The 23,303-nt window shown below is 72.4% G+C and carries 18 protein-coding genes; 6 read left to right on the forward strand and 12 right to left on the reverse strand.

Annotated elements, in window-relative coordinates:
- Nucleotides 1-6 precede the first annotated feature (6 nt).
- The 6 genes from QRD43_RS06630 to QRD43_RS06655 form a co-directional block, all read right to left on the reverse strand.
- The gene (locus QRD43_RS06630) at nucleotides 7-1,116 is read right to left on the reverse strand and encodes an AraC family transcriptional regulator (protein WP_285981708.1); all 1,110 of its coding nucleotides are present in this window, start codon (nucleotides 1,114-1,116) and stop codon (nucleotides 7-9) included.
- 51 nt (nucleotides 1,117-1,167) lie between these two features.
- Nucleotides 1,168-2,748: an FGGY-family carbohydrate kinase gene (locus QRD43_RS06635; RefSeq protein WP_285981709.1), complete on the reverse strand. Its 1,581-nt coding sequence runs from the start codon at nucleotides 2,746-2,748 to the stop codon at nucleotides 1,168-1,170.
- Nucleotides 2,745-4,337, reverse strand: coding sequence for a glycerol-3-phosphate dehydrogenase/oxidase (locus tag QRD43_RS06640; protein WP_285981710.1), 1,593 nt, complete (start codon nucleotides 4,335-4,337; stop codon nucleotides 2,745-2,747). Before QRD43_RS06640 ends, QRD43_RS06635 begins: the two co-directional genes overlap by 4 nt.
- Nucleotides 4,334-5,965 carry an FAD-binding oxidoreductase gene (locus QRD43_RS06645; protein ID WP_285981711.1) on the reverse strand — a complete coding sequence of 544 codons (1,632 nt, stop codon included), beginning with the start codon at nucleotides 5,963-5,965 and terminating at the stop codon, nucleotides 4,334-4,336. The genes QRD43_RS06640 and QRD43_RS06645 overlap by 4 nt, the downstream gene beginning before the upstream one ends.
- 94 nt (nucleotides 5,966-6,059) lie before the next feature.
- Nucleotides 6,060-7,679 (reverse strand): GMC family oxidoreductase, encoded by a 1,620-nt coding sequence (locus QRD43_RS06650; RefSeq protein WP_285981712.1) that lies wholly within the window; start codon nucleotides 7,677-7,679, stop codon nucleotides 6,060-6,062.
- A 19-nt stretch (nucleotides 7,680-7,698) separates the two neighbouring features.
- Nucleotides 7,699-8,223 carry a hypothetical protein gene (locus QRD43_RS06655; protein WP_285981713.1) on the reverse strand — a complete coding sequence of 175 codons (525 nt, stop codon included), beginning with the start codon at nucleotides 8,221-8,223 and terminating at the stop codon, nucleotides 7,699-7,701.
- Between the two features lie 212 nt (nucleotides 8,224-8,435).
- On the opposite strand from QRD43_RS06655, the gene QRD43_RS06660 reads away from it, so the two are divergent.
- Nucleotides 8,436-9,008, forward strand: coding sequence for a hypothetical protein (locus QRD43_RS06660; RefSeq protein ID WP_285981714.1), 573 nt, complete (start codon nucleotides 8,436-8,438; stop codon nucleotides 9,006-9,008).
- A gap of 176 nt (nucleotides 9,009-9,184) precedes the next feature.
- Nucleotides 9,185-9,907, forward strand: coding sequence for a hypothetical protein (locus tag QRD43_RS06665; protein ID WP_285981715.1), 723 nt, complete (start codon nucleotides 9,185-9,187; stop codon nucleotides 9,905-9,907).
- 124 nt (nucleotides 9,908-10,031) lie between these two features.
- Here QRD43_RS06665 and QRD43_RS06670 read toward each other — a convergent pair whose 3' ends face one another.
- A complete protein-coding gene (locus QRD43_RS06670; RefSeq protein WP_285981716.1) occupies nucleotides 10,032-11,258 on the reverse strand; it encodes a patatin-like phospholipase family protein in 1,227 nt (408 codons plus the stop codon).
- A gap of 191 nt (nucleotides 11,259-11,449) precedes the next feature.
- On the opposite strand from QRD43_RS06670, the gene QRD43_RS06675 reads away from it, so the two are divergent.
- Together QRD43_RS06675 and QRD43_RS06680 are read left to right on the forward strand one after the other, a co-directional pair.
- The gene (locus QRD43_RS06675; protein ID WP_285981717.1) at nucleotides 11,450-11,947 is read left to right on the forward strand and encodes a 3'-5' exonuclease; all 498 of its coding nucleotides are present in this window, start codon (nucleotides 11,450-11,452) and stop codon (nucleotides 11,945-11,947) included.
- A 155-nt stretch (nucleotides 11,948-12,102) separates the two neighbouring features.
- Entirely contained in the window at nucleotides 12,103-12,537 is a 435-nt protein-coding gene (locus QRD43_RS06680; protein WP_285981718.1) for a universal stress protein, read from the forward strand.
- 64 nt (nucleotides 12,538-12,601) lie between these two features.
- Here the strand turns inward: QRD43_RS06680 and QRD43_RS06685 are convergent, their stop codons facing one another.
- From QRD43_RS06685 to QRD43_RS06705, 5 genes are all read right to left on the reverse strand, one after another.
- Nucleotides 12,602-13,114: an outer membrane beta-barrel protein gene (locus QRD43_RS06685; protein ID WP_285981719.1), complete on the reverse strand. Its 513-nt coding sequence runs from the start codon at nucleotides 13,112-13,114 to the stop codon at nucleotides 12,602-12,604.
- A 177-nt stretch (nucleotides 13,115-13,291) separates the two neighbouring features.
- The gene (locus tag QRD43_RS06690; protein ID WP_285981720.1) at nucleotides 13,292-14,587 is read right to left on the reverse strand and encodes an alanine racemase; all 1,296 of its coding nucleotides are present in this window, start codon (nucleotides 14,585-14,587) and stop codon (nucleotides 13,292-13,294) included.
- On the reverse strand, nucleotides 14,580-16,064 hold the full coding sequence (locus tag QRD43_RS06695; protein WP_285981721.1) for a D-arabinono-1,4-lactone oxidase: 1,485 nt from the start codon (nucleotides 16,062-16,064) through the stop codon (nucleotides 14,580-14,582). Before QRD43_RS06695 ends, QRD43_RS06690 begins: the two co-directional genes overlap by 8 nt.
- Nucleotides 16,061-16,447 carry a c-type cytochrome gene (locus QRD43_RS06700; protein ID WP_285981722.1) on the reverse strand — a complete coding sequence of 129 codons (387 nt, stop codon included), beginning with the start codon at nucleotides 16,445-16,447 and terminating at the stop codon, nucleotides 16,061-16,063. The genes QRD43_RS06695 and QRD43_RS06700 overlap by 4 nt, the downstream gene beginning before the upstream one ends.
- Complete coding sequence (locus tag QRD43_RS06705) at nucleotides 16,447-18,900, reverse strand: TonB-dependent receptor (protein ID WP_285981723.1); 2,454 nt, start codon at nucleotides 18,898-18,900, stop codon at nucleotides 16,447-16,449. Before QRD43_RS06705 ends, QRD43_RS06700 begins: the two co-directional genes overlap by 1 nt.
- 142 nt (nucleotides 18,901-19,042) lie before the next feature.
- Here QRD43_RS06705 and QRD43_RS06710 point away from each other — a divergent pair, with 142 nt between their 5' ends.
- Together QRD43_RS06710 and QRD43_RS06715 are read left to right on the forward strand one after the other, a co-directional pair.
- On the forward strand, nucleotides 19,043-19,687 hold the full coding sequence (locus QRD43_RS06710; protein WP_285981724.1) for a TetR/AcrR family transcriptional regulator: 645 nt from the start codon (nucleotides 19,043-19,045) through the stop codon (nucleotides 19,685-19,687).
- Between the two features lie 145 nt (nucleotides 19,688-19,832).
- Nucleotides 19,833-23,303, forward strand: a complete 3,471-nt coding sequence (locus QRD43_RS06715) for an EAL domain-containing protein (RefSeq protein ID WP_285981725.1) — start codon at nucleotides 19,833-19,835, stop codon at nucleotides 23,301-23,303.

Raw genomic sequence — 23,303 nt, forward strand, 5'->3', positions numbered from 1 at the left:
CCCGCGCTAGCGCTGCTGCGCCCGCCAGGCCGCGGGCGAGGCGCCGAACCACAGCTTGAAGGCGTGGTTGAAGCTGCTCTGCTCGCTGAAGCCGAGCAGGAAGGCCACATCCGTCAAGGACAGCTCGGGCTGGCGCAGGTAGCGCCGGGCGAGCTCCTGCCGCACCTCGTCCAGCAGCTGGCTGAAGCTGTGGCCCGTGTCCGCCAGCCGCCGCTGCAGGCTGCGCGCGGAGAGCTGCCGGCTCTCGGCCAGCAGCGCCAGCGTGGCCCGGCCCTGCATGAGCTGGGCGGCGATGTCCTCGCGCAGCGCCTGCACCAGCGGCGGCTCCTGGGTCTCGCGCAGGCGGGCGCTGAGGCGCGCCTCGGCTGCCTGCGTGAGCGCGGGGAACATGCTCGCGTCGGCATTGGCCAGCGGCAGATCCAGCAGCGCGGCGGGAAAGCGGGCCTCGGTGACGGGCGCCCCGAACTCGACGGGCACGCCCAGCAGCCGGCTGTAGACCTCGCCCGTGGACGCGTCCGCGGGCACATGGGCGAAACGCAGATGGCTCAGGGGCAGCTGGCGGCCCACCAGCCAGTGGCCGAAGCTGTGGATGCCCATCATCACGCTCTCCACCAGCTGGTCCGCGCCGGGGCGGTCCAGCCAGGGGCTGTGCCAGCGGTAGACGGCGGTGTCGCCCTCCACGCCCAGCTCGCTGCGGCCCAGGTCGTGGGCGAGGCCCTCGAAGCGCTGCGTCTGCACGAGCGCGGCGCGCACGTCCGGGCAGGCGCACAGCACGAGGCCGTAGCTGGCGAAGGTCGAGAGCTGCATGCGCCGGCCGACCTCCAGCCCGAAGCCGCGGTGGCCCAGCAGGCCCGCGGCCGCGTCCAGGAAGCGGATGTAGCGCTCCACCGGCAGCGCCTCCGGCAGCTGCAACGGGGCCGTGGCGAGGGCCGGCCAGTCGCAGGCCTGCGCCAGCACGCCGAGGTCCAGACCCAGCGACTGCGCCGTCTCCACCGCCGTGCGCGCATAGGCGCCCACCACCCGCGCCTGGGCGGCGGCGGGCAGTCGTTGCAGTGGATGGGCCTCGGGCAGGGCGGGAGTCGCCCCGGGCGCCGAGGCAGGCGGTCGGTCGGGCATGGCCCGAAGTGTGCCGCAAGCGCGGTGCCCCCGGCGCGAGCCGGGCGGCGCTCAGTGCGGGCGCAGGATGTCCTGCAGCTCCGCGTACAGCGGCCGCAGTGGCTCGTACATGCGCTTGTAGACGCGCTGGTAGAGCGCCTCGTAGCGCTCGGCGTGCGCCGGCACGGGCTCGAAGGTCTGTCCCAGCCGTGTCATGGCCGCCACGGCGCTGACATGGTCTCGGTGGAAGCCCAGGCCCACTGCGCCGGCGATGGCCGCGCCGAGGCCCGAGGTCTCGTAGGTGTGCGGGCGCGAGGTCGGCAGGTTGAAGATGTCGGCCGTGAGCTGCAGCGCGGCGTCGGACTGCGAGCCGCCCCCCGACACGCGCAGGCTGCGGATCGTGGTGCCGCCGCGGCGCTGGATGCGTTCGGCGCCCTCGCGCAGCGCATAGGCCAGGCCCTCGAGGATGGCGCGGTAGAGGTGCGCCCGCGTGTGCACATCCGAGAAACCGATCACCGCGCCGCGCGCGTCCGGCCCCGGATGGCGGATGCCGGGCGTCCAGTAAGGCTGCAGCATCAGGCCCTCGCTGCCCGGCGGCACGGCGCGCACCAGCTGGTCGAAGAGCACCTCGGGCACCACGCCCTGCTCGCCGGCCGCCGCGCATTCGGGGTGGCCGAACTGCTCCTTGAACCAGCTGACCATCCAGTAGCCGCGGAAGATCTGCACCTCGGTGTTGTACTGGCCCGGCAGCAGCGCGGGGTAGGGCGGGATGAAGGGCAGTGCCTCGACATAGCGCGGCGTGGTGATGTCGATGGTGGCGGTGGTGCCATAGCTCAGCGCGCCCACGTCCGGTGCGATGGCCCCGGCGCCGACGATCTCGCAGGCCTTGTCCGCGGCGCCGGCGATCACCGGCAGGCCCTCGGGCAGCCCGCAGGCCGCCGCCGCCTCCCGCGTCAGGCCGCCGAGGGTGCTGCCCACGGGCAGCAGCTCCGGCATCTGCTCGCGCGTGGTGGCCAGCGCCTGCCATTTCCAGTCCCAGCTGGCGGCCCAGTCCTGGCGCTTGAAGTCGAAGGGCAGGTAGCCCACCTGGCAGGCCACGGAATCGGCAAAGCGACCGGTGAGCTTGTAGTTGAACCAGCCCGAGAGCAGCAGCAGCTTGTGCGTGCGCCGGGCGACCTCGGGCTCGTGCTCGGCGATCCAGTTGATCTCGGCCTCGCGGCTGAAGTAGTCGATGGTGCCGTCCACCCGCGCCGCCTTGAAGGCCAGGCGCCACCAGGGCGCCACGGGGCGGGCCTTGCTCGCGCGGCGCTGGTCCAGCCAGATGATGAAGGGACGCAAGGCCTGACCCTGCGCATCGACGGGCACCAGCGTGCCGCGCTGGGTGGTGACCACCAGGCCCTTCACCGCGGACCTCAGATGGGCGTGCGTCTGCCACAGCCCCCGGCACACGCCGGCGGCGGCCTGCCAGAAGGCCTCGGCGTCGTGCTCCAGCCAGCCGTCCTGGTGGCTCACGTAGTCGTCCAGCGACTGCTGGCACTTGGCGAGCAGCCGGCCCTGCAGGTCGAAGAGCAGGGCACGCACGCTCTGCGTGCCGCAGTCCAGACTCAGGATCAGCTCATCCGGGCGGACGGGGGAGGGGGTCTCATCATTCATGGGCGCCATTCTCTGGGAATCCCGTGGCAACGCAGCACGCGTTCGCGGTAGCGGTGACATTCGTCGTCCCAGCGTTCGTCGCTCCAGGCGAGCGTCTCCTGCACGAGGGGACGCAGCACGGGCAGCAGCGCCGCGCCGCCGTCGCGCAGCAGCAGGCCGATGCGGCTGCGGCGCAGCAGCAGGTCGTCCAGGTGCAGCACGGCCTCGTGGCGCAGGGCGTGGCGCAGCTCGGCCCAGCAGCACTCGGCATGCGGGATCTCGCGCAGCTCGCCGGGCGCGGCCTCGGCCAGCAGCGTCGCGGAGGCGTCGCCGTAGCGGGCCAGCAGGCGCTGCCGCAGCGGTGCGGGCAGCGCGTGGGTTGCGTGGACACTGGCGATGCCGGGGGCGCGCAGCAGCGCGGCATCGGCCTGCAGGCGCCGCAGGGCCGGCACGCGCGATTGCACCCGTCGCAGGGCCTGGATGGCGGAGGCGCGAAAGGTCGTGAGCTTGCCGCCGCTGACCGTCAGCAGCCCGCGCTCGTCGAGGATGAGGTGCTCGCGCGCCTCCTTCGACGGATCGCGGTGATCCCCCGAATCCAGCACGGGACGCACGCCGGAGTAGGTCGAGACGACGTCCTCGGCCTCGAGCGCCAGGCGGGGGAAGGCGGCCCGGGCCGCCTGCATCAGGTAGTCGAATTCCTCGGCCGTGATGCCCGGCTCCCGGTCCAGCGGATCGCGGTGGTCCAGGTCGGTCGTGCCGAGCAGGGTGCGGCCCTCCCAGGGCAGCGCGAACACCGGCCGGCCGTCCTGGGGGTGGAAGAAGGCCAGGGCCTGCGCGACGGGCAGGCGCCAGGCCTCGAAGAGCAGGTGGCTGCCGCGCAGGGGGCGCAGGAGGGGGCGCGCGCCGAGGTCCTGGCGCAGCTGGTCCGCCCAGACGCCGGTCGCGTTCACCACGACCCGGGCCTGCACGGCGAGCCGCTCGCCGCTGGCGTCTTCGTGCAGCAGGGCCCCGCGCACCCGGCCGTCGGTCTCGATCAGCCGTTCGGCGGCCACGTGGTTGAGCGTGAGGGCGCCGAGCTGCCGCGCCTCGGCCAGCACGCGCAGCACGAGGCGCGCGTCATCGGTCTGCGCATCGAGGTAGGACCAGCCGCCCGCGAGGCCTTCTGCCGCCAGGTGCGGGGCCTGCGCCAGCACGGCGTCGGGCGCATGCCACTGGCGGGTGCGGCGGCCGGCGAAGAAGTCGTACATCGCCAGCCCGACGCCGAGGATGCGCCGCCCCTTGCGGTCGGACTGCCGCACCGGCAGCAGGAAGCGCAGGGGGGTGACGAGGCCCGGCATGTCGCGCAGCAGCGCCCGGCGCTCCCGCACGGATTCACGGGTCAGGCCGATCCGGCCCTGCGCCAGGTAGCGCAGGCCGCCATGCACGAGCTTGGACGACTTGGACGACGTGCCGCTGGCGAAGTCCCGCGCCTCGACCAGCGCCACGCGGGCGCCGCAGCGCGCGGCCTCGAGGGCCACGCCGGCCCCGGCGATGCCGCCGCCGATGACGAGCAGGTCCAGCGGCTCGCGCTCGTGCGTGCGCAGCGCGGCCCAGGCCTCGGCGCGCTTCATGGCTGGACGGCGGCCGGCGCGGGCCGCAGATTGCCGGAGTCCAGCAGGCCACCCGGGTCCGCCTCGCGGATCAGGCCGTCGATCAGGCGCAGCCCCGTCACGCCCTTCTCGGCGCCGAGGTAGGGCGCGTGGTCCTTGCCCACGCCGTGCTGGTGGCTGATGGTGCCGCCCTCGCGCACGATGGCCTCGCTGACCGCCGCCTTGAGCGACTGCCAGCGCGCCCAGGCGGCGTCGAAGTCCGGCCCGATGCGGAACACGAAGGTGCTGTAGACGCTGGAGCCCTGCGGATAGACATGCGAGAGGTGCGTGTAGGCATGGCAGCGCTCGCCATGGCCGGCCAGCGCGGCGCGGCCGGCGTGTTCCATGGCCTGCATCATCGGCGTGACGCGGGGCCAGTCGCAGGCCGTCTCCATGGTGTCGACCGCGAAGCCGGCCTCCCACAGCGCATTGCGCAGGTAGACGCCGCGGAATCGCTTGGCAGCCCACTTGCGGCCGAGCACGGTGCCCGTGGACACCCCGCCCTGGGCCCGCAGCAGCGGCTTCGCCAGCGCCTGCATCGCCCGCACCTGCGCCGCGCCGCCGGTGAAGCCCAGCATCAGCATCACCTTGCCCTCGCCGCAGCCGCGCAGCGCGAGGTAGCGCTCCAGCCAGGCGATGGCGCCGGCGTGGCCCGCCAGCTTGAGCGTCGTAAGCGTCTCGGTGGCATTGGCCAGCCGCATCATGGAGAGCCCGAGGCGGGCCTGCGCCAGCTCGCGGACGGCGGCCTGGCCGCGCTCCCAGCTCGGCAGGAACCAGGCGACGAAGTCCTCGCGCTCGGGCACCCGGCTGATGCGCACGCTGGCCTCGGTGATCACGCCCACGCGGCCCTCGGAGCCCAGCACCCATTCGCGCAGGTCCGGGCCGGCCGCGGAGGCGGGCAGGGTGGGGAGGTCCAGCGTGCCCTCGGGCAGCTCGACGCGCCCGCCGGCAAAGAGGCTCTCGATGCGGCCGTAGCGGGCCGACTGCTGGCCGGACGAGCGCGTGGCGATCCAGCCGCCCAGCGAGGCGTACTCGAAGCTCTGCGGGTAGTGACCCAGCATCCAGCCCTCGGCACGCAGCTGCGCCTCGAGATCGGGGCCGAGCACGCCGGCCTCGAAACGGGCCAGCTGCGACAGCGGATCCAGCGTCAGCAGCCGGCGCAGGCGCTGCATCGAGAGCATCAGCACCGGCCGCCCGCCCTCGGGGGGCGTGAGGTGGCCGACCACGCTCGTGGCGCCGCCCACGGGGATCACCACCAGGCCCTGCGCACGGGCCCAGTCGAGCAGCTGGCGGACCTCGTCGCCCGTCTCCGGGAAGGCCACGGCATCGCCCACGGGGCCGATGCGGCCGAAGCGCAGGCGCAGCCAGTCCCCGAGGCTCTGGCCAACGCTCGCCTGCAGCCGCGCCGCCGCGTCGGTCTGCAGCGGCAGCGGTGCGCCGTGCAGCTGGGCCGCCGTCAGCCGCGTGGGCGGCAGCTGCGCCAGCGCCGCCGCCAGACTCGCGTCCTGCGGCGGCGCGCCCAGCCCCAGAGCCTCCTCCAAGAAGCTCCGGGCTCCCTCGTCAATCGTCGCGTGGATGGATTCGTCGCCCCAGCCGTTCCAGCGTCGCATCGCGTCTTCCCCTCATGATCAGATGAGGTCGAAGCTTAGGGAGCGGCCGGCCGGCTGGCTTGGTCTTTGGCGACGCCGGGCTTGTGATTTGGCGTCAGGCGGGGGCGTTCAGCGCGACATCCCGCCCGCCCAGCGCGCGGGCCAGGGCGACGGTCAGGCGCGTCGCCTGCCCGTAGATCGAGAGCTGCGGATTGGCGCCGATGCTGGTCGGGAAGATCGAGCCGTCGTGCACCGACAGATTGCGCAGCTGCCAGTGCCGGCCGTCCGGGCGGACCACGCCGCGCGAGGCGTCCGCCGCCATGCCGCAGCCGCCCATCACGTGCGCGCTGACCAGGCGCAGCTGCTGCGGCCCGAGCGGCAGCGCTTCGATCTGCGCCTTGGCCTCGGCCCAGCTCTTCACGAAGCGGCCCTCCTCGTGCAGCGGCATCACCGTGCGCGCCCCGGCCGCGAACTGCAGCTCGGCCATGGCCAGCAGGGCGCGGCGGGCGCCGTCCAGCAGCACCGCGTTGATGGGGTAGTCCAGCACCGGGCTGCCGTCGCCGCGCAGCTGAACGCGACCGCCGGGGGACTCGGGGTGGAAGCCGTCCCGCAGCAGGGCCAGCACGGCCTGCGCGTGGGGGAACTGCTGGAGCGTCTGCACATAGCTGGCGCCCATGCCCACGAGCGTCGAGGCCATCAGCGCCGGGTGCAGCGGCGGCACCTCCAGCTTGAAGCCGAGCGGGCCGTCGATGGGGTCGGTGTGCAGGAAGTGGTCGGTGTAGACGCTCTGCGGCGCGCCGGCCCAGCCGTCGATGCGCTCGTCGAACAGCGCCGCCGAGATGACGACCGGATGCAGGAAGGTGCGGCGGCCCAGGCGCTGGTGCGGGTCGGGTGCGTTCGAGCGCAGCAGCAGGGCGGGGGAGTTGATCGCGCCGCCCGCCACGAGGAAGTGACGGGCCTTGACGCGCAGCTCGGGGCCGGCCGGCGCGTCATTGAGCGTCACCGGGCGGCAGATCAGGGCCTGGACCGTGTCGCCCGACCATTCCAGGCGCTCGGCGCGCGTCTGCACCAGCATCGTCGCGCCGCCGGCCAGGGCGGCGGGGATCGTCGTCAGCAGCATCGACTGCTTCGCGTTCGTCGGGCAGCCCAGGCCACAGGAACCCAGGTTCCAGCAGCCCTTGACGTTGCGCGGGATGCGCTTGGCCTCCAGCTTCAGCACCTGCAGGCCGCGCTCCAGCGCGCTGTTGTTGGCGTTGGGCGTGCCTTCCCAGTCGTGCACGTTCAGCCGGGCCTCGGCCTGGGCGAACCAGGGCGCCATCGCGGCCTCGTTCAGGTCCGAGAGACCGAACTCGCGGCCCCAGAAGGCCAGCGTGTCGGCCGGCGTGCGGAAGCTGCTGGTCCAGTTGATGGTGGTGGAGCCGCCCACGCAGCGGCCCTGCAGGATGTTGAAGGCCTTGTCGGCCGTCTTGCGGGCGGCGCCTTCCTGGTAGAGGCCGGTGTAGGCCTCGGCCTCGCGCTGCTTGAAGTCGCTGCTGGAGCGCAGCGGGCCGGCCTCGATGATGAGCACCTTCAGCCCGGCCTTCACCAGCAGCTCGGCGCTGACGCCCGCACCGGCACCGCTGCCGACGATGGCGACGTCGCAGTCCAGCTCGGCCGGCAGCGGCGCGAGGCCGCCCCCCAGCACACGCCAGCCCTGGGCCAGGCCCTCGCGGATCGGGTCTTGGAACATGCTCATGCTCAGCCTCGCTGAATGCTCATTGGAAGGACTGCGGGCCCGGGTAGCCCATCCGGGACCAGTGCCCGGGCGAGCTGAAGAAGACGGCGCAGTGGAGGTCGCGCAGCGCCTGGTAGGCCTGGGCGCGCAGGCTCACGCGCGAGCGGCGCATGTGCTGCAGCGCGGCCTGCACGGCGGCGGTGCCGGCCTCGGCCCAGTCCGTGCGCAGGCCGGCCAGCCCCAGGCGACCGGCGGCGCTGCTCAGCACGGTCAGCAGCTGGCCCAGCTCGGCCTGCAGCGCGGGCGGGAAGCCGGCGATGGCGCCGTCCATCTGGTCGAGGTGGGCCTGCAGGGCGCGGGCGCGCTCGGCGGCGTCGTCCGGCCAGGCGCCCTCGAGCACGGCCAGAGCGACGGCGCCCATCACGGCGCGGGCCCGCGGGCTCTGGCGGGGCGTGCCGCTGCCGTCGGCCTGCAGGCCGGGCTCGGTGCCTCGCAGCCCCAGGCCGGCCAGCGACAGCAGGAGGCCGCTGCCCAGGCCCAGCTTCATGAGAGTTCGACGTTGCATGCGGGAGATCAGGAAATCGGAAGGTCGGGAAATCGGCGTCAGCGGCCCGCGGCGCACCTCTCTGGCGCACCGGCGCGGGCCGGATGATTCAAAGCTGGGCGCAGCCTAGTCGCAAGTGCCGCGGCACACCAAGAGGGTGCACGCCTAGATAGAGTCGCCCGCCTAAATCCATGCCTGGGGGCAGGCGCAGGCGCCGCGGCCACAATCGGCCCATGAACACGCTCCCCGCCCTGCCTGAATCGACCCGGCCCTGGACCGAGGCGCTGCTGGACCTCGTGGCGCGCCAGCCGGCGTCCGGCGAGCCCGAGCGTCCGCTGGCGGAGCGCGAGGCGCGGGCGCGGGCACTCACCGAGGCCGCCGCGCGCAAGGCCGGCGCCACCGCCGCGGGCCTGGCGCTGCCGCCGGGCCCGCTGGGCTGGCTCACGGTGCTGCCGGAGCTGATGGCCGTGTGGCGCATCCAGGCGCAGCTGGTGGCGGACGTGGCGGCCCTGCACGGCCACAGCGCCGAACTCGGGCGGGACCAGATGCTCTACTGCCTCTTCCGCCACACCGCGGCGCAGGCCGTGCGGGACCTCGCGGTGCGCGCCGGCGAGCGTGCGGGGCAGGCCGTCTTGCAGCGCGTGCTGCAGGCGATCGGCGTCAAGCTGGGCGAGCGCAGCGTCGGCAGCGCCCTGGCGCGCTGGGTGCCGCTCGCCGGGGCGGCGGGCGTCGGCGCCTATGCCTGGTGGGACACGCGCCAGGTCGGGCGCAGCGCGCAGGCGCTGTTCGCGTCGATGGCGGACTAGTTCGGCGTGGCGCCGGCCGTGGCGTGAGCGGCCTCCCTGGCCGTCGGTCGCGGTGCGCGCACGATGCTCGCGCAAGATGTCGCAGGGCATGCAGGCGGGCGGACTACACTCCAACGCCGCAGTTGCGCGGACGGGTCGTCCTCGCCGATGTTGCGGACCGATCCTTCGTAGCGCCCATGTCGACCCTGGTCACCAAGCCCCCTGCCGCGACTCAACCGGCCGTGCTCCGGCACGCCTCAAGCGCCATCGAAGCGCTGGAACGAGTCAAGTCCACCCATGCCGATTCGACGTCGACTCGCTTTGAGCGGACCTGCGACATCTGGGCCCATGGGCTTCTCATGGCCTCCGGGCTGATGTTTCTGCTGCTCTGCGCTGTGGGATTCTCCCTGGGTTCGCAGAAGCCCCTTCCTGGCGCGTGGAAGGTCTTCGTTCTTCTGCTGATCGCGCTTTGCCTCTTGGCCGCCGTCGCGGCGCTGCTGCTGCAGCTGGCTTCCGCGCTGGCGTCGGTCGTTCTCTATCGGCGCAATGCCCCCCGGCTGCGCGTCGTGCAGTTCGAGCACGACCTGGCCAATGTGGCGGCCGTGGCGAACGTCTCGACGGAGGCACTTCTGATCGCCGACGACTGGCTGGCCCAGAAGATCCGACGCATTGAGCGCCGACTGTCCTTCTTCTTTGGCGGCGCAGAGAAGGTGGCCCTCTTTGCACTGGTGGGCACTTGCTGGTCCGTCGGCAAAGAGCTGATGCAGACGGCAAAGCTTGACGCCGTCTCCGACCCCGTGCTGCTCGGCATGGCAGGACTGGCCGGCATGACGCTCGGTGCAGTCTCCCTGCGCCTCGTGGCGGATCGGCTCGCCTACCAAAGAGACATCATCGCCCTGGCCTGCCGGCTGCGGCCATGAGCGGCCATGAGCGGCCGGGCTGCTCCCAGGCTGGGAGGCGGCACGGATCGCCCCACCGATCGTCTGGCTCAGCCTTCAGGCGGGTGAACAGGGCACGGGGTCCTCGTGCCAGGCGGGAGGCCTCTCAGCGGGCCTCGCTCAGCGCCGCCGGCTGCGTCCGCACCGGTCTGGCGGGCTGGTCCCAGCCGAAGAAGGCCAGCACGCGGTCCTTCTGCGCGAGCGTGTCCTGCTCGCCCAGCGCCATCAGCGCCTGCGTGTAGGGGGCCTCGAAGAGCAGGTAGCTCGCCAGCGCCGCGCCCTGGCCCTGCCCCTGCTGCACGCCCACGGCCCGCAGCAGCAGGCGGATGGGCTTGGGCAGGTCCTCCACATGCTTGGCGGCGAGGTCGTCCAGCCGCTGGCTGGGCGAGATCACCAGCGCGTCGATGGGCTGCAGCGGGCTGTACTTGCGGCTCTCCGGCGGCATCAGCGACAGCGTGCGGTTGATGCGCTGCATGCGCTCGATGTCCACGGCCAGCGCGTCCAGGAAGATGCTGGAGAGCGCATGGCCGGCGATCTGCGCGAGGCTGGGATAGCCCTGGTCGGGCGCCCTGCGGCCCTGCGGCTCGTTCATGCGGCCCGCGCCGATCACGAGCAGCCGCTTGGCGCCCAGGTGGATGGCGGGCGACAGCGGGGCGCTCTGGCGCATGGAGCCGTCGCCGTACCAGGCGCGGTCCGTCTCGCCGCCGAGCTGCTTGGCCGGAAAGATGAAGGGGATGGCCGCGCTGGCCAACAGGTGCTGGTGCTTGAGCTGCGTCGGCACGGCCAGGCGCTGCGAGCGCACCCAGGGCTCGATGGGGCGGGCGCTCTGGTAGAAGGTGACATGCTCGCCGCTGCTGTAGCTGGAGGCCGTCACCGCGAGCGCGTGCAGGTGCCGGCGGCCGAGCACGGCGGGCAGGCGGTCCATGGGCACAAGCTCGTGCAGCAGCCCCTGCAGCGGGTTGTTGTTCAGCAGGGACTGCGGCCGCAGCCGCGCCATGGCCCAGCCGAAGGACATCATGGTGAGCCAGCGGGCCCCGCTGCCGGCCACGCCGAGGGAGTCGCTGCGGTAGACCTGCTCGGCGCGGAAGTGCTTCCAGACATGCACGAGCCGCTCCACCGCGCCGTCGAACTGGTCGGCCCCGCAGGCCAGGGCCGTGCCGTTGATGGCGCCGGCCGAGGTGCCGACGATCACGCCGAAGGGATTGCTGCGCGCGCTGGCCTCGCCCTGGGCTTCCCGGCGCAGGCGCACCAGGGTCTGCAGCACCCCGACCTGGTAGGCCGCGCGCGCGCCGCCGCCGCTGAGCACCAGGGCGGTCAGGGGGAAGTCGTGCATGGTCTTGCGGGCCCGTGCGGGCCGTTGCCTGGGAAAGCCGATTGGACACCTGCCGCGCCTTGCTGCGAGCCCTGGCTTGCCCCAGGAGCGCGGCCCCCGGATCGGGTGACGTGCGGAGGGGGGCGAACCGGCCCGTTCGGCCTACACTGCCCCCGATTTCCCCCGTCTCGTTCTCGCCCAACGTCCGTCCCATGCAGCTGCCCACCATGCTCGATGTGGAGGCCTCCGGCTTCGGCCGGGGCAGCTATCCCATCGAGATCGGCTTCGTCGCGGCGGATGGCGGCCTCTTCTGCACGCTGGTGCAGCCCGCGCCGGGCTGGGAGCACTGGGATCCCGCCGCCGAATCCCTGCACGGCATCAGCCGCGAGCTCCTGCAGCGCCACGGCCGACCGGTGGACTGGGTGGCCGCCGAGCTGAACCGGCGCCTGGCCGGCCAGACGGTCTACTGCGACGGCTGGGGCCATGACTACCCGTGGATCGCCCGCCTGTTCGACGAGGCCGAGCGCAGCCCCGCCTTCCGGCTGGAGGATGTGCGTGTGCTGCTGGACGAGCGGCAGCTTGGCGGCTGGGACCGCAGCCTGCGCGCGCTGCGTGACGAACTGCGGCCCGAGCGGCATCGCGCCAGCAGCGACGCGCGCCTGCTCCAGCTGTGCGTGCAGCGCGTGCGCACGGCGGCCCACGCGGGCTGAGATCGGACCGAGCGCGGCGACAAGGCAGGCCGCGGCACGGGCGAAGGCGGCTTGCGCTGCATCAAGCGCTGCCGGTTTGCGCCGGCCGCGCACTTGGGCCGCTCGGACGACCGGGCTAAGCTGGAAGCCTGTCAGCCCTGCCACAGGAGTGTTCCATGTTCCAGCGCATCCTTTTCCCGACCGACGGCTCGCCCCTGGCGCTCAAGGCCTGCGGCGTGGCCGTCGACATGGCCCGCCGCTATGGCGCCTCGCTGCAGGTCGTCAGCGTGATCGACCCGGTGCCCTTCGTGGCGTTCCCCGAGGGCGGCGGCGAAGCCCTGGCCTACTACCTCGAGGCCGCCGAGCAGGCCGCCAACGAGGGCATCGCGCAGGCCCGCCAGCTGGCCGAGGCCGCGGGCGTGCCCTTCGAGGGGCTGATCCTGCGCGAGCACGGGCCGGCCGTCGCGGTCGTGGAGCAGGCCAAGGCCATCGGTGCCGAGCTGATCGTGATGGGATCGCACGGCCGCCGCGGCCTGGACGCCGTCATCCTGGGCAGCGTCGCGCAGAAGGTGCTGACGCTCTCGCCGGTCGCCGTCATGATCGTGAAGTGAGGCCGCAAGAAAAAAGGGCCGGTGGCAGTGCCACCGGCCCTTCTTGCTGCAGGAGCCGGGTCGATCAGAAGGCGAACTTCACGCCGACGGACAGGACCTGGATTTCCTTCATGGGCTTCTGGAATTCCACGCGCAGGGACACGTCCTTCGAGAAGGCGTAGCTGGCGCCGATGCCCCACAGCGCCTTGGTCTTGTTGCCGCTGCCGCTGTCGCTGTTGTGGCCGTCCGAGATGCTGACTTCACCGCGCACGCTGTTGAGGCCCAGACGGCCGTACAGGCTCAGCTCATTGGTGACCGGAGCGCTGAACACGCCCGAGAACTGCAGGGCGTACAGGTCGACCTTGCCCGTCAGGCCGTCTTCCTTGACGGTCTCGTTGAGCAGCGAGCGATAGCCGGCTTCCAGCGACACGGTGTCGTTGAGCTTGTAGCCACCGAACACGGCAAAGCCGGTCTTGGTGACGGACGCGCCGCCGTCGCTGAACTTGTTGCGACCGAGGTCGCCACCAGCGTAGTAGTCGCCAGCGAAGGCGGGAGCGGCGAATGCGGCGGCCATGGCCAGGGCCATCAGTTTCTTCATGACTATTCCCTCAAAGGATTGAATGCTTGTGACGCAGCGAAGCATGGCCCGCTGCCCTCGCGGCCCGTTCTGGGGCGCCGGGCGTCGAGGCCCGTTGCGAAGCGCTCGCATTCTAGACATGCGGCAGCCGCCCCTGCCTGAAGTCATTGGGGCCGGTGCCACACTCTTTCGGGGGATTCAGGCGGAGGACGGCAGCACAGGCCACGCGCCGCTGACGCGTTCACCGTCGAAGACCAGCAGCTCCCCAAACTGCAGCAGCAGCGCCTCGCTCTGCCGCGGCCGCCAGAACACGAGCTCGTCGGCCTGCAGTTCGACGGACTCGCTGGCCACCATCACCTGCTGGTTGGAGCTGGGGCCGTACAGCCCGCTGGGCTGCAGGCCGGGCGGCGACGCCGGATCGGCCAGCCAGTGCCCGCCGTGGATGGCGTAGCCCCGCGCCTGGTTGCGGTCCCAGGCCTGCGCGGCCCGGCTGAGCCAGGTGGCGCCCTCGGGCAGGCGGAAGCGGGGCCAGGTCTTGAGCACCGGCGTGGCGATGAAGGCGGCCGGCTGCAGATCGGCCAGCAGGGGTTTGTCGAAGTCCGAGGGCAGCAGGGCGGCGGAGCCCACGGAGACCTCGTTGGGGACGCCCCGGCCGTCGTGCAGGCGGAAGGTGGGGGAGCCGGCCGTGTTGAGGGTCAGGTCTTGCCGGCGCTGCGGGCCGAGCACCTCGTTCGCCAGGGCCCAGGCACGCTCGTACCGGGCCTGGGCCGTCGCCCACGCCGTGCTGCGCATGCCCGCCACGTCCGGCAGAGCGGCGACGTGGGCGTCATAGCCCATGAAGCCGCGCCACAGCAGCCCGGGCAAGCCCTTGAACGTGGCCAGTGCGCGGGCCAGGGACGCCTCGTCCTCGAAGCCGCCGCGGTGCAGGCCGACGTCGATCTCCAGATTGACGCGCAAGACCTGGCCCCGCGCCTGGGCGAGCTGGCGGTACTGGGCCAGCCGGGCCTCGGTGTCGATGAGCCACTCGATGGCCGCGATGCGCTCCGGTGGCAGCTGCTCGATCAGCTGCGCCGCAGCGGCCACCGGGAAAGGCTTGCCCAGCAGGACCTGCGCGTCCGGCCGCGCCTGCAGCAGCGCGGCCGTCTGCGCGGCGTTGAAGGCCATCACCCGGCGGCTGCCCCAGGCGGTGGCGACCTCGTCCATCAGGGGCAGGCAGGGCAGGGACTTGAGCACCGCGCGCAGCGCCATGCCCGTCGACGCCTGGTGGGCCTGGATGCGGGCCAGGTTGGCGCGCAGGCGGGGCAGGTCGATCACCAGCCGGGCCTGCGCCACGCCGGCGTCCTGCAGTGCACGGGCGAGGCGCTGGAAGTAGGCGTCGTGCGCGCCGCCGCGGTCCGCGGGGCGGGCCAGCCAGGCGCCTCCGGCGGCCATCAGGCCCGCGGCGCCGAGCCAGTGGCGGCGGCGCCAGCGCCGGGCTTGCTTCAGCTCATCCACGAGCACCTCCCGTGAAAACTTGCTGCAGGTGGGCGTTGAGCAGCCGCCCTTGCGGATCGAGCTGCTCGCGCAGCTGCTGGAAGTCCTTGAAACGCGGGTACAGGGCGGTGAGCTCGCGGGCCGTGAGGGTGTGCAGCTTGCCCCAGTGCGGCCGGCCGCCATGGCGCTGGAAGATCGGCCCGATCTCGCCGAGCAGGTAGTCATGGGCCTCGCCGGCCTTGGCGTGCACGGCCACGGAGCAGCTGTCGCGCTCGAAGAAGGGGCTGAGCCAGGCGTGGTCCGCGCGCACCCAGCGGAACTCGAGCGGGAAGAAGACCTCGTTGCGCTTCTCCAGCTGGGCGACGACCGCGCGCAGGCAGGGCAGGCCCTGCTCGCGGGGCAGGTGGTACTCCGTCTCGTTGAAGCGCGTGGGCCGCGCGGTGGACAGCAGCTTGTGCGACCAGTCCTGCGCCAGCTCCGTCTGCGCCGGGTCGATGAGCTTGGCGGCCGCCCAGCGCCGCATCTGCGGCCAGCGGCCGAGCCAGTCCCGCAGCTTCTGCAGATCGGCCAGCACGTCCTCGTCCGCGCTGTGCGGGCGTTCGGGCGGGCCCTCGGGGACCTCGATGTGCGTGATGCCGGCGGCATAGCCGGTGAAGGGCAGCACGTAGAGCTCGAAGTGGCGATGCTCGCGAGCCAGGGCCGGCGCCCGCTCCAGCAGCGCCTCGGTGCGCTCCAGCCAGACCTTGCGGCGAAGCATGTAGCGGGGGCGCACGCGCAGGGTGTACTCGGTGATGATGCCCAGCGCGCCCAGCGACACGCGGGCCGCGTCGAACAGCTCGGCGTTCTGCAGGCGGCTGATGACCTTGACCTCGCCCTGCGGCGTGAGCAGGCGCAGGGCCTGGATCTCCGCATGCAGCGCGGGCAGGGTGAGGCCCGTGCCGTGCGTCCCGGTGGAGAGCGCGCCCGCCAGGGTCTGCACGTCGATGTCCGGCTGGTTGTGCAGGGCCAGGCCTTGCGCGTCGAGCTCGCGCGCCAGGGCGCCCAGGCGCGTGCCGGCCTTCACCCGCACGGTCATCGCGGCCTTGTCCACCTCGACGATGCCGCTCAGGCGGTCGAGGGAGATCAGCGTGCCGGGCGTCGGCACCAGGGCCGTGAAGCTGTGGCCGGCCCCCACGCAACGCAGCGGGCCCTTCAGCGCGGGCAGGCTGGCGGCGAGCTGCTCCTCGGAGGTCGGGAGCAGCCAGGCGGCCTCGCAGCGCTGCAGGCCGGACCAGTTCTGCCAGGCGCGTGGCGGCTGGGCAGCCAGCGGCGGCACGGCGGGCGCGGGCGCTGCCGCCTGCGGGCTGGCCGGGGCCGCCGGCGGGCGGGGCCGAGGGGCGGCGACTCCGCTGGCAGCCGCCTGGGCGGCGGAGGCGGCGCCGGGCTGCGCCAGGGCGGGCAGGGCAAGGCTGCTGCCCAGGGCAGCGGCGGTCTTGAGGCAATTGCGGCGTGATGTCATGGCGTGGGGCCACTCATGAAACGGGTCAGGGAGTCGTAGTCCTGCGGGCTGCAGTCGGCGCACAGGCCGCCGGCGGGCATGCCGCCCTTGCCGTTCTGGACGCTTTGTACCAGGGCCGGCAGGCCCCGTGCGAGGCGCGCTTCCCAGCTGGGCGCGTGGTGGCTCAGCGGGGCGCCGCTGTCCGCCCGCGCGTGGCACAGCACGCAGGCCTGTTCGTAGCGCTGGGCCAGGCGGGCGTCGGCCGGGCGGGCGCGCTCGGCCCGCGCGACCTCGGCCGGCCCGGGCGCCGCGGGCGCGCGCTCGCGCAGGCCGAGCAGCACGAGCAGCACCGTGGCCGCCACCACGCCCAGCGCCGACAGCACCGAGGGCCAGGTCTTGCCCATCAGTAGCTCACCCGCGCCTCGAAGGCGATGCTGCGGGGCTTGGCGAGCGTGGCGTAGGCGGCGCCGAGCGGGGTGGCCTCGTACCAGACGCGCTGCACCTCGCGCTTGTCCAGCAGATTGCGTCCCACCAGCGCGAGACCCCAGCGGCCATCGGACGCCTCCCAGGCCACGCGGCCATCCAGGCGCTGCCGGCTGCCGCCCACGCGCCAGCCCTGGCCCTGGAAGCACAGGCCCTGCACATAGGATTCCTCGCTGCAGCGCGTGGCGCTCTGGTGGCTCCACTGCAGGCGCAGGCTGGCCAGGCCGCCCGCGGTGTTCCAGCCGTACTCGACACCCCCGCTGGCCTGCACCTTGGGTGCCCCGGCGGGCTGGCCGTCGAGCGCATGGCCCTGGCTGCTCGTGCCGCGGCGGTAGGTCTGGTCCAGCCACTGCACATTGGCGAACACCTGCCAGTGGCGATCCGGCTGCCAGCGCAGGTCGACGTCCGCGCCCTTGGCCTGCTGGTCGCTGATCGTGACCTGGTAGGCCGGGATGCCGCCGCCGGCGTTGGGCACGAGCTGCAGCGTCTGGAGGTTGTCGAAGCGGTACTGGAAGAGCGAGGCTGCATAGCTCAGGCCCACATCGGCCCACCGTCCCTTGGCGCCCACCTCGAGGTTGCGCACGTGCTCGGGTTCGTAGAGCGAGTTGACCTGCAGGCTGTTGAAGCCGCCCGCCTGGTAGCCCTTGCTCCACGAGCCGTAGACCATCAGGTCGGGGCTCACGCGGTGATCCAGCACCAGGCGCGGGCTGGCGTCATGCCAGCGCTGGCGGCGCTCGACGGGCGCCGCCGTCGCGCCGCTCGTGGCGATCAGCACATTGCCCGCCATGGCGCCCTGCAGCTGCGCGGCCTCGTCGGCCGTCAGCGCCCCGGCGGCCACCAGCCCCGGGAAGAAGCCGGCGCCGTCCAGCGCGCTCAGCTGCGCGTCGAGGCCCGGCGCGCTGCGCAGCGGGTTGGACCAGCTGAAGGTCTTGCGGTCCTGCGTGAGCCGCAGGCCGGTGGTGAGGCGCGTGGCGGGGGAGAGCGTCCAGATCAGGTCGCCGTAGACCGCCATGGCGCTGAAGGTGCCGCGGTTGTCCATCTGCTCATGCCAGGACTGGCCACGCAGGTCCATGCCGGGGATGCCGACGGCATCGATCAGGCCGTTGACCGTGCTGAACAGCGGCATCCCCAGCACGTTGCCGGAGAGGGTGTCGAGCGCGGTGGTGGTGCTGTCGGCGTCCGCGCCCTGGCGGGCCTGCTCGCGGTAGAAGCTCACGCCGCCCATCCAGTCCACGAGCGCGTTCTTGCCGCTCAGGCGGAACTCCTGCTGCCAGCTCGTGTTGCCCTCGCGGTTGGTGGTGGCCAGGAAGAGGGCGGGGTTGGCCGTGCCGTCGTTGTCCTGCCGGTTGCGGCTGTTGAAGTGGCGCCAGGCGGTGGTCGACTGCAGCTCCGCGCCCTGCAGCCAACCCGCGAGCGGCCAGCTGAGGCGCAGCGTCGCGCCCTGGTAGTCGCGGGACTCGCCCTGGTCGGCGACGTCGTTGCGCCAGGCGGTGCTCAGGGGATTGGCGTAGGCGGCCGGGTTGGCGGGGAAGGGCGGCGTGCCGGTCTGCAGCGGCACCACGCCGATGGCGGGGCGGGCGTTCTGGTGCAGCGTCTCCTGCTCCAGGCTCAGCACCGCGCGGGCGGCCTCGCCCTGCCACAGCAGGCTGGCGCGCAGGCCCCAGCTGTGGTCGCCGCCGAAGCGCTCGCCCGTGCCGGCGTCCCGCGTGAAGCCGTCGCTGCGCTGGCTCACCAGCGTGGCGCGCAGCGCGAGGTCGGCATGGATCGGCTCGTTCACCAGCAGCTGCACGTCACGCTGCCCGCGCTCGCCCAGGCGGACCAGCGCGCTGCCCTTGCGCTCGAACTCGGGCTCGTTCGTCACGATGCTGATGGCACCGCCTGCGCTGTTGCGGCCGAACAGCGTGCCCTGCGGCCCCTTGAGCACCTCGATGCGCTTCACGTCGTTGAAGTTCAGCAGCGCGCCCCCCGTCTTGCCGGCATAGACGCCGTCCACATACAGACCCACGGGCGAATCGGTGCCGATGCCGAAGTCCAGCGTACCGACCCCGCGCAGGCTGATGCTGGGCTGCGTCGCCTGCGTCGTGTCCATGGCAAGACCTGGCACCGTGGCCGCGATGTCGCCCAGATTGGCCGCGCCGCTCTTCTTCAGCTGGTCCGGCCCCAGCACCTGGATGGGGATGGGCACGTTCTGCAGCTGCTGCACCCGGCCCTGGCCGGAGACAACGACGGCATCGAGCTTGGCCTTCTCCGCCGACGTGCCGGCCTCCGCCGCCTGCGCGTGGGCGGCGCCCGCGGCCAGCGCGCCGATGGCCAGGCACAGGGCGTGGGGAACAAGACGCGGGTGTCGCGCCGGACATTGCTGGTTCGAGGACATGGGCAGTCTCCTGGTGGCCGGGATGGCTCTTGAATGTAGTGATGACTATATTTATGCTGGACGCCATCGCGATCCGGACAATCCCAGGGGCCGCCGCCTCGATTGATCCGATCTGATGCATCCCTCGCATAGACTCCCGCCCATGCCCGCCACCCGCCCCGCCCCGCCTGATCTCGAGCTGAAGAAGGCGCCCACGCAGGCGCGGGCCGTCGAGACCTACGAGCGCATCCTCGCGGCCTGCGCCGAGCTGCTGGGCGAGGTGGGCATCGAGCGGCTGTCGACGAACCTCGTGTGCCAGCGGGCTGGCATCTCGCCGCCGGCGCTGTACCAGTACTTCCCGAACAAGTACGCCATCCTCCACGAGCTCGGCACGCGGCTGATGCAGGTGCAGAACGAGCTGCTCACGCCCTGGGCCGTGCCCGCCACCTTCCAGCTGCCGGAGACCGACTTCGCGGCGAGCGTGGCGGACCTCTTCCTGAAGACCCTGGCCCTGACGGAGCACATGCCGGCCGGCGTGTGGGTGACGCGGGCGCTGCGGGCGGTGCCCTCGCTGCAGTCGGTGCGCAATCTGTCGCACGACCAGGTCACGGACATGCTGCTGCTGCCCTTCATGAGCGCTCATCCGAGCGCCGATCCCGCCCGGGCGAAGCTGACCATCCGGCTGGCCATCGATGCGCTCTACGCCGCACAGGAGCTGCTGTTCGACGATCCGAGCCTGGACGCGGAGGCCGTCGCCAGCACCATGTCCGAGATGGTCGCGGCGCAGCTGTGCCGCCTGCGGGGCTGAGCGGGGCCTGACCCGCCATCGACCCTGCCTCGCCTGACGCCCGCCTGTCGGGTCCCCCGCCCGCCGGAGGGTTTCGTCGGCACGGCCCCGCCTTGTGAGAGGATGCGCGGCAGGTCATGACCCGATCCGGGGGGGCTAGTTGTCAATGACACGATCGACGGAGCAGGCCGGCGCGACCGCTCCTGCGCGGGCACGTCATGCGCTGATGGTGACGCTGGCCTACCTGGCGTTCGCCTTGTTGTGGATCTTCTTCTCCGACCGGGCCCTCGTGCTGCTCGTGGATGAGCCGCAGCGTCTCGCGGCCGCCACAGCCAAGGGTTTCTTTTTCGTCCTCGTGACGGCGGCGCTGCTGTACCTCGCCCTGCGCACGGTGCCCATGGCGGACACGCCGGCCCTCGAGGCGCTCTGGGCCTCGCAGGCGCGCAGCCGCCACCGCGCGCCCTCCGTGTGGCATGGCCTGGCCCTGGTGCTGTGTCTCTCGGCGACCGGGCTGTACCTGCTCCTCGGCCCGGCGCTGGAAGGCCGCCTGCTCGTCGGCATCTTCATGCTGCCGGTGCTCGTGAGCGCCATGCTGGGCGGCCTCGGACCGGGGCTCAGCGCCAGCCTGCTGGCCGGGGCGGGCGCCCTGCTGACCCTGAGCTCGGTGCGCGGCGGCCTCGGGCAGCTCGAGGCGCTGGACGGTCTGCAGCTGATGTTCCTGATGCTCAATGGCCTGGCCGTGAGCCTCCTCGGTGGGCGGCTGCGCGCCAGTCTGCTGGGCCTTGCCAACCACCGCCAGCTGCTGTCCGCCGTGGTGGAGGGCACGAACGATGCCGTGTTCGTGAAGGACCTCGAGGGGCGCTACCTGATGGTCAACGGCGCCACCGCGCGCTTCGTGGGGCACCCCCGCGAGGACATCCTCGGGCGGACCGATGCGGACATCTTCCCGGCGGAATCCGCCGCGGCGCTGCGGGCCCAGGATGAGGCAGTCATGGCGGGAGGCGTCACCCGCGATCACGAGGAGGCCTTGCACAACCATCAGGGGCAGTCCCTCGTCTTCCACGTGACCAAGGGCCCCTGGCGAGACCCCGACGGCGCGGTGCGCGGGCTCTTCGGCATTTCCCGCGACATCACCGCCGAGAGCCGCCGTGAGATGGCGCTGGCCGAAGCGGCCACGGCCATGCGGGAGGCGCAGTCGCTGGCGCGCGTGGGGGACTGGTCCTGGGACGTCGCGCGGGATGTGCACCAGTGGTCGGAGGCGGTCTTCAGCATCTACGGCCGAGACCCGGCGCTCGGCCCGGCGCCGGTGCCCGAGGTGTCCCGCTACTTCACGCCGGAGGGCTGGGCCGCCATCAACGCCGCAGTGGAGCAGTCGCTGGTCGATGGCAAGCCCTACAAGGTCGATGCCGAGGTCGTCCGCGGCGACGGCAGCCGGACCTGGATCACGGCCCGGGGGCGCGCCATCCGCGGCTCGAACGGCGTCGTGCAGCGCCTCGTCGGCACCGTGCAGGACATCAGCGAGCGCAAGTACGTCGAGCTGGCGCTGTTGGAGCGCGAAGCCCAGCTGAGCCGCGTGCTGGAGGGCTCCGACCTCGGCTACTGGGACTGGAACGTGCAGACCAATGCCTTCCAGGTCAGCGCCCGCTGGGAGACCATGCTGGGCTACGAGCCGGGCGAGGTGGACGTCAGCGTCGAGCGCTGGCCGGAGCTGGTGCATCCCGAGGACTTCCCGGCCGTGATGGTCTCCGTCCAGCAGCACCTGCGGGGCGAGACGCCGGCCCACGAGATCGAGATGCGGGCCCGCACCAAGGACGGCGGCTGGCGCTGGATCCGCACCTCCGGCCGCGTGGTGAGCTGGGACGCCGAGGGGCGGCCGCTGATGATGTCCGGCACGCACGCCGACATCAGCGAGCGCAAGCAGCTGGAGCTGGCGATGCGGGAGGCCGCCATGGTCTTCGACAGCAGCCTCGAGGGCATCATGGTGGTGGACCCGCAGATGCGCATCACCAAGGTCAACGCCGCCTTCACGCACATCACGGGCTACGCGCCGGAGGAGGTGCTCGGGCAGAGCCCGAAGCTGCTGTCCTCGGGACGCCAGGATGCCGAGTTCTACCGTGAGATGTGGCGCACGCTGGCCGCGCATGAGGTGTGGCGGGGCGAGCTCTGGAACCGCCGCCGCAACGGCGAGGTCTATGCGGAGCTGCTGACCATCTCCTGCGTGCGGGATGCCAAGGGCGTGGTGCAGCACTACATCGGCGTGTTCTCGGACATCAGCCAGATCAAGAGCCACGAGGCCGAGCTGCATCGCATCGCCCATTTCGACCCGCTCACGGGCGTGCCGAACCGGCGCCTGCTGGTGGACCGGCTGCACCAGTCGCTGGCCCGCGCGGCCCGCACCGAATCCGGCCTGGCCGTGTGCTTCCTGGACCTCGACGGCTTCAAGGCCATCAACGACGCGCACGGCCACGCGGTGGGCGACCTGCTGCTGATCGAGGTGACGCGGCGCATCACCGAGGTGCTGCGCGTGGAGGACACGCTGGCCCGCCTGGGGGGCGACGAGTTCGTGGTCCTGCTCACGGACATCGACTGTGAGCGCGACTGCACGCTCGTGCTGGACCGCATCCTGCAGGTGGTGCAGGTCGGCATGCCGTACGAGGGGCGGGAGCTGCGGGTCACGGTGAGCATCGGCGTCAGCCTCTTCCCGGGCGACAACGCGGATGCCGACACCCTCATGCGCCATGCCGACCAGGCCATGTACCTGGCCAAGGAGGCGGGCAAGAACCGCTACCAGCTCTTCGACCCGGTGAGCGACAGGCGCGCCCAGACGCACCGCGAGTATCTGCAGCGCCTGGAGCAGGCCCTCGCGGCACGCGAGTTCGTGCTGTACTACCAGCCCAAGGTGGACCTGAGCGACGGGCGCCTGCTGGGGGTCGAGGCCCTGATCCGGTGGCAGCGTCCCGATCACGGCCTGGTGTCGCCCGGCGAGTTCCTGCCCCATCTGCAGTCCAGCCATCTGGAGCTGGCGGTGGGGGGCTGGGTCATCGAGGAGGCCCTGGACCAGGCGCAGCGCTGGCGCGAGCAGGGGCTGGACCTGTGCGTGAGTGTCAACGTCAGCGCGGCGCAGCTGCAGCAGCCGGGCTTCCATGACTGGCTGGAGATCGCCCTGCGCCGCCATCCGGGCCAGGCGCCGGAGCTGTTCGAGCTCGAAGTGCTGGAGACGGCCCAGATCGAGGACATGGACGCCGCCGTGACCATCCTGCGCCGCTGCGGCGAGCTGGGCGTGCGCTTCGCGCTCGATGACTTCGGCACGGGCTACTCCTCGCTGACCTACCTGCGCAAGCTGCCCGTGCAGACGCTCAAGATCGACCAGAGCTTCGTGCGCGGGATGCTCGGGAACGCCGACGACATGGGCATCGTGGACGGCGTCATCCGCATGGCGCTGGCCTTCCGCATGGAGGTGGTGGCCGAGGGCGTGGAGACGCTGGCGCACGGCCGCGTCCTGCTGCAGCTGGGCTGCCACCGCATGCAGGGCTACGGCATCGCGCGGCCCATGCCGGCCGAGGCGCTGGCCGACTGGCTGGAGACCTGGCAGCGTGAGGCGCCCTGGCGGCAGCTGCACGCGCCTGCGGCGCTGTGA

Source organism: Roseateles subflavus, from assembly GCF_030285365.1.
In the GTDB taxonomy this organism is placed as follows: domain Bacteria; phylum Pseudomonadota; class Gammaproteobacteria; order Burkholderiales; family Burkholderiaceae_C; genus Roseateles_B; species Roseateles_B subflavus.

Coding starts and splice junctions, on each gene's coding strand:
- QRD43_RS06630 (WP_285981708.1), bottom strand. CDS start 1,116: ATGCCCGACCGACCGCCTGCCTCGGCGCCCGGGGCGACTCCCGCCCTG.
- QRD43_RS06635 (WP_285981709.1), bottom strand. CDS start 2,748: ATGAATGATGAGACCCCCTCCCCCGTCCGCCCGGATGAGCTGATCCTG.
- QRD43_RS06640 (WP_285981710.1), bottom strand. CDS start 4,337: ATGAAGCGCGCCGAGGCCTGGGCCGCGCTGCGCACGCACGAGCGCGAG.
- QRD43_RS06645 (WP_285981711.1), bottom strand. CDS start 5,965: ATGCGACGCTGGAACGGCTGGGGCGACGAATCCATCCACGCGACGATT.
- QRD43_RS06650 (WP_285981712.1), bottom strand. CDS start 7,679: ATGAGCATGTTCCAAGACCCGATCCGCGAGGGCCTGGCCCAGGGCTGG.
- QRD43_RS06655 (WP_285981713.1), bottom strand. CDS start 8,223: ATGCAACGTCGAACTCTCATGAAGCTGGGCCTGGGCAGCGGCCTCCTG.
- QRD43_RS06660 (WP_285981714.1), top strand. CDS start 8,436: ATGAACACGCTCCCCGCCCTGCCTGAATCGACCCGGCCCTGGACCGAG.
- QRD43_RS06665 (WP_285981715.1), top strand. CDS start 9,185: ATGTCGACCCTGGTCACCAAGCCCCCTGCCGCGACTCAACCGGCCGTG.
- QRD43_RS06670 (WP_285981716.1), bottom strand. CDS start 11,258: ATGCACGACTTCCCCCTGACCGCCCTGGTGCTCAGCGGCGGCGGCGCG.
- QRD43_RS06675 (WP_285981717.1), top strand. CDS start 11,450: ATGCAGCTGCCCACCATGCTCGATGTGGAGGCCTCCGGCTTCGGCCGG.
- QRD43_RS06680 (WP_285981718.1), top strand. CDS start 12,103: ATGTTCCAGCGCATCCTTTTCCCGACCGACGGCTCGCCCCTGGCGCTC.
- QRD43_RS06685 (WP_285981719.1), bottom strand. CDS start 13,114: ATGAAGAAACTGATGGCCCTGGCCATGGCCGCCGCATTCGCCGCTCCC.
- QRD43_RS06695 (WP_285981721.1), bottom strand. CDS start 16,064: ATGACATCACGCCGCAATTGCCTCAAGACCGCCGCTGCCCTGGGCAGC.
- QRD43_RS06700 (WP_285981722.1), bottom strand. CDS start 16,447: ATGGGCAAGACCTGGCCCTCGGTGCTGTCGGCGCTGGGCGTGGTGGCG.
- QRD43_RS06705 (WP_285981723.1), bottom strand. CDS start 18,900: ATGTCCTCGAACCAGCAATGTCCGGCGCGACACCCGCGTCTTGTTCCC.
- QRD43_RS06710 (WP_285981724.1), top strand. CDS start 19,043: ATGCCCGCCACCCGCCCCGCCCCGCCTGATCTCGAGCTGAAGAAGGCG.
- QRD43_RS06715 (WP_285981725.1), top strand. CDS start 19,833: ATGACACGATCGACGGAGCAGGCCGGCGCGACCGCTCCTGCGCGGGCA.